Origin of the sequence: Streptomyces sp. ALI-76-A, assembly GCF_030287445.1 — a bacterium.
Lineage (GTDB): Bacteria > Actinomycetota > Actinomycetes > Streptomycetales > Streptomycetaceae > Streptomyces.
Genome location: NZ_JASVWB010000004.1, coordinates 739,722 through 750,247 on the forward strand (window position 1 = coordinate 739,722; position 10,526 = coordinate 750,247).

Annotated in this window: 6 protein-coding genes; all 6 read left to right on the forward strand. The window is 74.0% G+C overall.

Features of this window, described 5'->3' with window-relative positions:
* Positions 1 to 59 precede the first annotated feature (59 nt).
* The 6 genes from QQS16_RS39345 to QQS16_RS39370 are packed head-to-tail and all read left to right on the forward strand — an operon-like array spanning position 60 to position 10,497.
* Complete coding sequence (locus QQS16_RS39345) at positions 60 to 1,094, forward strand: 3-oxoacyl-[acyl-carrier-protein] synthase III C-terminal domain-containing protein (RefSeq protein ID WP_286067430.1); 1,035 nt, start codon at positions 60 to 62, stop codon at positions 1,092 to 1,094.
* Positions 1,091 to 1,396: an acyl carrier protein gene (locus QQS16_RS39350; protein WP_286067431.1), complete on the forward strand. Its 306-nt coding sequence runs from the start codon at positions 1,091 to 1,093 to the stop codon at positions 1,394 to 1,396. The genes QQS16_RS39345 and QQS16_RS39350 overlap by 4 nt, the downstream gene beginning before the upstream one ends.
* On the forward strand, positions 1,380 to 2,663 hold the full coding sequence (locus QQS16_RS39355; RefSeq protein WP_286067432.1) for an acyl-CoA dehydrogenase family protein: 1,284 nt from the start codon (positions 1,380 to 1,382) through the stop codon (positions 2,661 to 2,663). The genes QQS16_RS39350 and QQS16_RS39355 overlap by 17 nt, the downstream gene beginning before the upstream one ends.
* Entirely contained in the window at positions 2,660 to 3,709 is a 1,050-nt protein-coding gene (locus QQS16_RS39360) for an HAD-IIIC family phosphatase (protein WP_286067433.1), read from the forward strand. Before QQS16_RS39355 ends, QQS16_RS39360 begins: the two co-directional genes overlap by 4 nt.
* 11 nt (positions 3,710 to 3,720) lie before the next feature.
* Positions 3,721 to 5,634: a non-ribosomal peptide synthetase gene (locus QQS16_RS39365; RefSeq protein WP_286067434.1), complete on the forward strand. Its 1,914-nt coding sequence runs from the start codon at positions 3,721 to 3,723 to the stop codon at positions 5,632 to 5,634.
* A 45-nt stretch (positions 5,635 to 5,679) separates the two neighbouring features.
* Positions 5,680 to 10,497 (forward strand): condensation domain-containing protein, encoded by a 4,818-nt coding sequence (locus tag QQS16_RS39370; RefSeq protein WP_286067435.1) that lies wholly within the window; start codon positions 5,680 to 5,682, stop codon positions 10,495 to 10,497.
* Positions 10,498 to 10,526: the final 29 nt, after the last annotated feature.

Sequence of the window (10,526 nt, forward strand, 5' to 3'; positions counted from 1 at the left end):
GGGGCCGAGAACCGCCCACACAGCGCGAGCGCCGTGCGCCATCGTCGGAGGGATGGTCAGTGACCGATCACGCCACGCACAGCGGAGCCGGCCCGGTCGTCGTGAGCGATGCCGCCTGGTATCTGCCGGAGCGGGAGATTCCGGTCACCGGACTGACCGCGCTGAACGAGGCGGAGCGCCGTTCCCTCGCGGGCCTGGGCATCGACACCGTACGGGCGGACGACCGGCTGAGCGCCCTGGACCTGTGTGAGCGCGCCGGGCGGGAGGTCCTCGACCGGGCCGGACTGGACGCCCGCCGACTGGGTGCCCTGATCCTGGTGGAATCGCGGGCCCCGGAGACGTTCCTCAGCTCCGAGCCGACGAGGCTGCAACATCTGCTCGGCGCCGAGTCGGCGACGACCTTCATGGTGGGCGGACTGGGCTGCGTCTCTGTCGTCCCAGCGCTGCTGACGGCCCGGGGCCTGCTGGCGGCGGAGCCGGGTCTGGAGCACGTCCTGGTCGTGCACGGCAGCAAGCCCGCCGCCGCCACCCGCTACCGGCACCCCGTCACCGTGAACGGCGACGGCGGCCAGGCGCTGCTGCTCTCCCGCGGGAGCCGGAGCCGGAGCGGGAGCGGCGGCGTACGCGTACGCGACATCGCGCAGCACACCGACGGCCGCTTCTGGGACCTCTTCCATGTGAAGTACCGGGACCGGCCCACCTCGCAGTGGCGCGAGGAGTGCGCCGACCCGCGGACGTACTCCTTCCGTCTGGCCCTGGAGACACGGGCCCGGCTGTCCGCGCTCCTCGACGCGATGCTGGAGCGCAACGGCCTACGCCGCGCGGAGGTCCGCGGTTACGTCAGCCACAACCTGTCCACGAGCGGATTCCGGTTCACCGAGGAGTCCCTGGACATCGGGCTCCACCCCGTCTGCCGGGAGAACCTGCGCCGCTACGGGCACCTCGGCCCCAACGACATCTTCCTGAACCTGTACACGGCCCTGGAACGCAAGGAGTTCGCCGCGGGGGACCACGTCGTACTGATCACGGCGAGCCCGGTGGCCGCCTGGAGTCTGCTGCTCGTCGAGATAGGACCACAGGAGGGTGTGGCGTGAACGGCATCACCGAAGAGATCAGGACGATCACCGAGGAGATCACGGAGTTCCTCACCGCCGCGCTCCGGCGGCCGGTCGGACCCGAGGACGACTACTTCGCGCTGGGTCTCGCGGACTCGCTCTTCGCGCTGGAGCTGGTGACGCACGTCGAGGACCGCTATGCCATCACCGTGGAGGTGGAGGACCTCGACCTGGACAGTTTCCGGACCGCCGCGCGCCTCGCGCACTTCGTGGGACGGAAGTCGGGAGCGAACGGCCCGGCAGCGGGCCAGTCGACGGAGAGCCATGAGCAGGGGGCCTGAGGCGGGGCCGGGGCGGCCGGCCGGAGCAGCGGCGACGGCGTCCGTGTCCCCGCCGCCTTCACAGGCCCCGGAGGTCCCGGAGGCCTCGGACGCCGCCGAGTCCGCCGTGCTGAAGGCCGCGGCGGAGCTGGCGGCCGAAGCGCGTGACGACGCCGCCCGCTGGGACCGGGAAGGCGTCCTGCCCGCCGCCGCCCGCCGCACGATGGCGGCGGCGGGGCTGTTGGCCCCCGACCTGCCCCGGAGCCATGGCGGACTGGGCGTGCGCCCCGTCGCCCTCGGCGAGGCGGCAGCGCACCTGGGTGGAGTGTGCAGCGCGCTGCGCGGCTTGCTGACCGTGCAGAGCATGGTGGCTGCGGCCCTGTCGCGCTGGGGCACCCGGGAGCAGCGCGACAGCTGGCTGCCCCGCCTGGCGAGCGGCGAGACGACCGCCGGCTTCGCCGCCACCGAACAGGACGCGGGCAGCGCCCTGCGAGCCGTACGGACCCGGATCGAGGAATCGGACGGCGGGACGTACGTCACCGTGACCGGCCGCAAGAAGTGGATCACCTTCGGTGCGGCCGCCGACGTGTTCCTGGTCCTCGGCAGCGACCGCGGCAGGCCGACCACGGTGCTGGTGGAGGCGGACCGTGCGGGCGTGGAGCGTGAGCCGGTCAGCGGCCAACTCGGCATGCGGGCCGCCCACATCGCCCACGTCGCCTTCGACCGGGTCAGGGTGCCCCGGCGCAATGTGGTCGCGCCCTTCGGACTGGGTCTTTCGCATGTTGCCGCGACCGCGATCGACCACGGGCGCTTCACCGTGGCGTGGGGCTGCGTCGGCATGGCGGAGGCCTGTGTCGCCGACACCGCCGCGCACGCCGTCGCACGCAGCCAGGGCGGTGTGCCGCTCGCCGAGCACCAGCTGGTCCGTTCCCTGCTGGCCCGGTCCGCGGTGGCGAGTGCCGGGGCGCGTGAACTGGCCCGCCGCGCGGCCGAGTTCCGGACGCGTGGCGTGGGCCATGGGGTGACCGAGACCATCGTCGCCAAGTACGCGGCAGCCGCCGCGGCGGCCGCCGCGAGCCGTGACGCCGTGCAGGTCCTCGGCTCGGCCGGGTGCGAGCCCGACAGCAGATCCGGGCGCCACTTCCGGGACGCCAAGGTCATGGAGATCATCGAAGGAGCGCAGCAGGTGTCCGAACTGCACATAGCCGACCACCTCCTCCGTCGGCACGGCACGCCGCCCGCAGCCGCCGGCCCGGCCACCGGTTCCGTCCCAGGGACCTCGGCATGACCGCCGGCCGTGGTACACCCGTCGTCAAATGCCTGGTGTGGGACCTGGACGACACTCTCTGGGACGGGGTGGTCCTGGAGGGCGACGACCCCAAGCCCTTCCAGCAGGCACTGGAGACCCTGGCCACCCTCGACAGGCGCGGCATCCTGCACGCCGTCGCCAGCCGCAGCGACCCGGCCGCCGTCGGGGCGCTCCTGGCCGAGCGGGGGCTCGACGAGTGGTTCTGCGCGATACAGATCGGCTGGGGTGCCAAGTCCGACGCGGTCCGCCGGATCGCCGACGTCCTCGGCATCGGCCTGGACACCTTCGCGTTCGTCGACAACGACCCGGCGGAGCGGGCGGAGGTCGAGGCCGGGCTGCCCATGGTCCGCTGCTACCCGGCCGAAGAGATCCCGAGCCTGCCCGGTCTCCCCGAGTTCCAGCCGGAGCACGTCACACAGGAGGCGGCCCAGCGCCGCAGGCTCTACCGCACCGAATGGCAACGCCGGGCGGCCCAGGACGAGTTCGGCTCGGACCGGTCGGGGTTCCTCGCCTCGCTCGACCTGGTCATGGAGGTGCGCCCGGCCACCGAGGAGGACCTGGCCAGGGCCAGCGAGCTGACGGTCCGCACCCATCAGCTCAACAGCACCGGGATCACCTATGACGTGGACGAGTTGCGCCGGCTCGGTGCCGACCCGGACCACCAGGTGCTCGTGGCGCGGCTGCGGGACCGGTTCGGCGACTACGGGATCATCGGGCTGGCCGTCGCCCGGCTGACGGCCGATGAATGGGTGCTCCGGCTGCTGCTGACGTCCTGCCGGGTCGCTTCGCGCGGAGCCGGAAACGCGCTGCTGGGGCATGTGCTGCGACTGGCCCGGGCCGACGGACGCCGGCCGGTCGCCCACTTCGTGCCCACGGACGTCAACCGGAACATGCTGGTCACCCTGCGCTTCGCCGGCTTCGAACCGGTCGGCACCCAGGACGGTGCGATGGTGCTGGAGGCAGACCCGGAACGCCCTGCTCCCGAACACCGCAGCTACATCCGAGTCATCAGCGGTGCGTGGTGAGGGAGAGCGTCATGGGATACGGCGAGACGCGAGACCCGGGTGACCCGCGAGGCATCGGCGGTACGGCGGTCGGGCCGCTGCCCGTCCTGGACTCCTTCCGTGACCGGGCCGCCCGCGCCCCGGAGGCGACTGCCCTGATCATCGGGGGCAGGACCCTCACCTACCGCGAACTCGACCGCGCCTCGGCCGGGCTCGCCCGGCTGCTGCGGCAGCGTGGCGCGGGGCCCGGCCGGGTCGTGTGCCTGCGCGTCGAGCAGAGCGCCCTCGCCGTGGCCGCCGTACTCGCCACGCTGCGCACCGGCGCGGCCTGGGCGGCCCTCGAGCCGGACCTTCCGCCGACGCGGCTGCGCGGGCTGCTGCGGGACACCGACTGTGCCGTGGTTCTGAACGAGTCGGCCGACCTGGACGTCGATCAGGTCCCGGGCGGCGTCGAGAACCCGCCGCAGGTTCTCGACGCCTCACGGCTCTCCCTGCACGACCTCGTCGGAGCGGGCGCCGGCCTCACGGACACCCCGCGGAGCGGGGACGTCCCGGTCCCCGAGGACGCTCCCGCCTACCTCGTGTACACGTCCGGGTCGACCGGTGAACCCAAGGGCGTCGTGGTCAGCCGCACCCAGCTCGCCGCGTCCGTCGACGGCCGGGCCGGGGTGTACGGCACCGAACCGTCCGTCTTCCTCATGGCGATGCGGCTGTCCTTCGACGGCATGCTCGGCGGCATGTTCTGGTCGTTCCGCAACGGCCACACCCTGCTGCTGCCGGACCTGCGGGAGCTGCGGCAGGTCGGGGAACTGGCCCGGCTGGCCACCGCACACCGGGCGACCCACCTCGTCGTCGTGCCCTCCTACTACCGGGCCCTGCTCCGGCACGGCCCGGCGCTGCCGGGCAGCCTGCGGCTGGTCGTGGTCGCCGGGGAGGCGTGTACCCCGGACCTGGTGCGCACCCATCACGAGCGGCTGCCCGGTGTGCGGCTGGCCAACGAGTACGGCCCCACCGAGACGGTCGTCTCCTGCACCGTCGAGCCGAGCCTGGACAGCTCCTGGGAACAGATCCCGATCGGCCGGCCCTGGCCGGGCGCCGAGGCCCGGGTGCTGGACGAGCGGTTGCACGAGGTACCGGCCGGGGTGGTGGGCGAGCTGTACATCGGCGGCGCCTTCGTGGCCCTGGGGTACGCGGGGCAGCCCGCCAGGACCGCCGAGCGGTTCGTGGCCGACCCGTACGGGCCTCCCGGAGCGCGGCTCTACCGCACCGGTGACCTCGCCCTCGTCGACGAGCGGGGAGCGCTGCACTACCGCGGCCGGACCGACCTCCAGGTGAAGATCCGCGGGGCACGCGTCGAACTCGGCGAGATCGAGAGCGTCCTGGAGGACCATCCGGCCGTCGGACAGGCCGTGGTGGACCATGTGCCGTCCGACGGCGACGAACCGCGCGTGGTCGCCTTCCTGACCCCGAAGACGCCCGGGACGCCCCTGCCCTCCTGGGCCGCCCTGCGCCGGCACTGCCACGCGGCCCTGGTCGAACAGGCGGTCCCCGCGCTGTTCGTGCCCGTCGCGCGGGTCCCGCTCAACGCCAGCGGCAAGGCCGACCGGAGGGCCCTGCGGGAGTCCCTGCCGCCGGACGCGTCGGCGTCCGGGCAGCCGGAGCGGCGGCACTGGAGCGCGCACCAGCGGATCGTCGGTGCCCTGTGGGCGGACGTCCTCGGACACGCGGAGGCCGGTCTCCACGACAACTTCTTCGCGGTCGGCGGGAGTTCCCTCAAGGTCATCGACCTCCACACCGCACTGAACCGGCGCTGGCCAGGCGTGCTGCGCGCGGGCGAGCTCTTCGACCTGATCACCGTCGCCGCCCAGGCGGACGCGATCGCCGGCCGGCTGGGCGGCGCCCCCGAACCCGCGTCCCCGACCACCCCCACCGCGTACGAGCTGTGAGAGCAGGAGCCACATGGCTATGGGCCGCATGAACGGAACGACGTCATGAACGGGACCGGTACGCCGGACATGCCGGCCGTCGCGGTGATCGGAATCGCCGTCCGGCTCCCACAGGCGGACGATCTCACCCGGTTCCGGGAGAACCTGCGCCGGGGCACCGACTCGGTGCGCCCGATTCCGGCCGAGCGCGTCCAGGCGACCTGCCTGGATCCGTCGGTGACCTATCCGGAGCTCGGATACCTGGACCGTATCGACCTGTTCGACCACGAGTTCTTCGGTCTCTCCCGACGCGAGGCGGCGGTGACCGACCCCCAGCACCGCCTCGCCCTCGAACTCACCCACGACGTGCTCCAGCACGCCGGGTACGCCCGCGCGGACCTGCGCGACAGCCGTACGGCCGTCATCTTCTCCTCACCGAGCACCGCGTACGCCTCCCTGCTGACGGAGCAGGGCACGCTCGCGCTGATGGGGAACATCCCCTTCGGACTGCCCGCCAGGATCTCCCACCTCTTCGGGTTCACAGGCCCCTGCTACGGCGTGGACACCGGCTGCAACGGGTCGCTCGTCGCCGTCCACCAGGCCTGCCGCGAACTGCGGGACGGTGACGCGGAGTACGCCGTGGTCGGCGGGGTCAGCCTGCGGCCGGTCGTGGCTCCCGCGCCCACCGTCCGGGACTTCCCCGGCATCACGTCGCCGACGGCCAGGTCCCGGGCGTTCGACCACCGGGCGGACGGCGCGGGCGGCGGCGAGGGCGGGGCCGTCCTGCTCCTCACCAGTCTGGAACGGGCGATGGCCGACGGGGCGTCCGTGCACGCCGTGATCCGGGGCAGCGCCGTCCTGCACAACGGCGCCCACTCCGCGACCATCGCCACGCCCAGTGCCCGCGCGCAGACCGAGGTGATCCGCAAGGCGTGGCGGGTGGCGGGCCTGGACATCGAGTCGGCGGGGTACGTCGAGGCACACGGCTCCGGCACCCGGCTCGGAGACGCGGTCGAGGCCGAGGGACTGGCACTGGCCCGTCCCGGCGGCCGGCGCACCCTCGCCGTCGGTTCGGTGAAGACCAACATCGGGCACCTGGACCACGCCGCGGGCATCGCCGGGCTCGTCAAGACGGTGCTCAGCGTGCGGTACGGCGAGTTGTACCCCTCGCTGCACTACGAACGGCCGGCCGACGAAGTCGATCTCGAAGGTGCCCGGATGGAGGTCGTGACCTCGCTGCGGCCCTGGCGGGACGAGGTCCGGCGAGCCGGCGTCAGCTCGTTCAGCCTCGGCGGCGTCAACGCGCACTGTGTCGTGGAACAGGCCCCCGCGCGCGCGACCCGCCCGGACGGCACACCCCAGGCGGACGGGGCGGGCGCCCGGTTGGTCGGGGTGTCGGCCCGCACCCCTGATGACCTCGTCGCGCTGTGCGAACGTCTCTCGCTGGAACTCCGGGACGGCACGCCGCCCCTGGCCGACGTCGCCCGCACGCTCAACGAGGGCCGGGACCATCACCCCTACCGCGTCGGCGCGGTGGCCCGCGGCACGGACGAACTGGCGGTCCAGCTGGCCGCCCGGGCAACCTGGCGGCGGCTCGGGGCGGACCCGGCAGGACGGGACGGCGCGGCCGGCGTGAGCGCGGGGCCGCGTGTGGTGGTCCTGTTCTCCGGGGACGCCGTGCCTGCCCGGCTGCCCGATCCCGTCCCGCTGCCCGGGCGGTTGCCCGTGCCGGCCGACCGGGCCGACCTGGTCCGGGCCCAGCTCACCGCGTACGCCCGGCTCGGGCTGGCCGGAGTGACGCCGGACGGGATGATCAGTTCCGGGGTGTCCCGCTACGCCGTCCGCCACCTCAACGGCACGCTGTCGACGGCCGACACGGAGGCGCTGCGACGGCCGGCCGACGGCTGGGACCCCGCCCTGGCCGCCGAACCGGTCCGCCCCGAGCGCCTGTGGGCCGCGGCGGACGAACAACTCGCCCAAGGCCCGGTTGTGTTCGTCGAGTTGGCGGCCCGTGGCGAGCTGGGCGAGCTGTTGAAGGACCACCTCGCCGAGCGGCCCGACGCCCACGTGTCCACCTTGGGCTCCACCTCGGACGGGTTGCTCAAGGTCCTCGCCCACCTCTACGAACGGGGCCGCGCCCTGGACTGGCCCGCCCTGGCCACCGCCCTCGACGGCCCCCGCTCCAGAGGCCACCGGGTACCGCTGCCGGGCCCGCGCCTCCACGGTGTCCGCTGCTGGGCGCGGCCGGCGGGGGAAGCCCCGGGCGGACCGACCGCGGTGCCGGTGCCGACGCCCGCGACCCCGGAGGCGGCGCCGGCCGTCGCGCCACGGCGGCCCGCCACGCCGGAAATCTCCCGGGCCACCGCACCCCCCTCGGCCACCCCGGAGACCTCCCGGGCCGCCGCAGCCCCCTCAGCGACCCCGCGGGCCGCCGCGGCGCCGGCCGCCCCTGCCACCCCCACCACCCCAGCCGCCGTATCACCCCCCGCCTCGCGGGAGTTGCTGGGCTGGCTCCAGGACACGTTGGCCGAGTTGCTGCACGCCGACAGCGTGAACGCCGATGACGACTACTTCGGCATCGGCGGCAACTCGATCATCGCCCTGCAACTCCTCGACCACGTCCAGCGGCAGCACCGCGTCCACCTGAAGCTGGTGGACATCTACGACCACCCCGTGGTCGGCGATCTCGCCGCGGCCCTCTCCGCCCGGCTGGTGCGGGAGCCGGCTCCGCCCGCCACCCCGGCCCCGACGAGCCCGGCGGAGCCGGAGCCGGTCCCGGCCGACGACGGGCACCCGCTGCCCCCGATCCGGCCGGGCGCCCCGCCGGTGCTGTCGTACGGGCAGGAGCGCATGTGGTTCCACCACCAGCTCGATCCCGGCACCACGCTCTACAACCTCCCCGGCGTCTCCCGCCACCGCGGCCCCCTGGACGTCGACGCCCTCCGGCTGGCCTGGGAGGACCTGGCCGGCCGGCACGAGGTCCTGCGCTCCAACTTCGTGGAGTCGGACGGCCGGCCGCGGCTGCTCGTCCGGCCGGAGCTCGGTGACTTCTTCCGGTACGAGGACGTCTCGGGGGCACCCGATCCGGTGGCCGCCGCCCAGGCCACCGCCCGGAACGTGACCCACCGGGTGCTCGACCTTGCCCGCGATCCGCTGGTCCAGGTCACGGTGATCCGGTGCGCTCCCGACGACCACCTCATGTGCTGGGTGATGCACCACGCGGTCAACGACGGCTGGGCCCCCCAGATCCAGCGCAAGGAGCTGCTGGAGTTCTACACGGCCCGCACCGAGGGCCGCGTGCACCGGCCCACGCCGCTCCCCGTGCAGTACCGCGACTACGCCCGCTGGCAGCGGGAGCTGGCCGAGACCTCCCTCCTGGACGGCGAACTGGACTACTGGCGCGAGCGGTTGAGTGATCCTCCCGCCCTGGACCTGCCCACGGACCGGCCGCGCCCCGCCCGGATGGACTTCGCCGGGGCGTCGTACGGCTTCACCCTCCCCGCCGACCTGGTCAAGCGGCTCCGGGCGGTCGGCGGCCAGGAGACGGCCACACTGTTCATGGTGCTGCTGACCGGGCTGAAGGCACTGCTCTCCCGCCACTCCGGCCAGCGCGACATCGTGATCGGTACCCCCACCATCGGCCGCGGCCGCCCGGAACTCTGGGGCCTGCTCGGCTTCTTCAACAACACCGTCGCCCTGCGCTCCGACCTCTCCGGCGCTCCGACCTTCCGGGAACTGCTGCGCCGGGAGCGGGGCGTGGTGCTCGGCGCGCTGGACCACCAGGAGACCCCGTTCGACAAGATCGTGCGCGAGGTCGCCCCGCACCGCGATCCGGGCCGGAACCCGATCTTCGACGTGATGTACGTCCACCAGACGCTCCCCCCGGGCGTCGACTTCGGCGACCAGCTCTTCCGGCCGGACGGCGACGACAGCACCGGGCCGTACTTCCCCGGACTGCCGCCCGGCACCGCCAAGTTCGACCTGACGGTGGTGGTCGCCGAGCGGGCGGGGGAGGACTCCCTCGACGTGGTGGTGGAGTACGCAACGGCGCTCTTCGACGCCGGCACGGTCGCGAACCTGGCCGACTCCCTGCTGGAACTGCTGGAAGCCGTCGCCACCGACCCGGACCTCCGGTACGAGGACCTGGTGGTCTCCCCGCTCGTCACGCCCCCCGCGGCGCGTGACGAGGACACCCGCGCCCTCGCCCACTGGCGGACGGCCCTGGCGGGCCTGCACGCCTTCGAGCCGCCGGCCGACCGTTCCCGCCCGGTCGCCCCCGGCACCTCGCACACCGCGCGCCACATGCTTCCCCTGCCGGAGGACCTCGCGCTCGCCCTGGAGCGGTCCGACGCGTGCGAGCGCATGCTCGCGGCCCTGGCCGCCCTGCTCTGCCTGCACGCCGAGAGGGACGAAGTGGTCATCGGGCTCGACGAGGCCCCCGGCGGCGGCACGAGCCGTCCGCCGCTGCCGCTGCGGCTGGGACTCGCCGACGATCCTTCGTACGACGACCTCACCGAGCGGGTCCGCGCGCAGATCGCCGCTGCCGGCGACGGTCCCGGCGTCCCGCTGGCCGCCCTCGAACGCGACCTCGGACTGAGCCGGGAACCTGGCCGGCCCCCGCTCGTCGACGTCACCTACGCCCACGGCCGCGCACCGGCCGGCTGGACCGGCCCGTCGGGCCACGACCTGGCCTGGTCCCTCGTCGAGGGGAGCGCGCCGGGGGAGCTGAGCCTGTCGGTGGAGTACCGCACGGCGCTGTTCGACGCCGCGACCGTCGCGGCACTGGCCGACGACCTGGTGGCGGTGGTGCGGGCCGCCCTGCGCGAGCCCGGCGTCCCGGTACCCGCGCTGTGGCTCGCCGCCGCCGTGCCGCATTCCCACTGACCACGCACCCGACCGACGACCTGGACCGA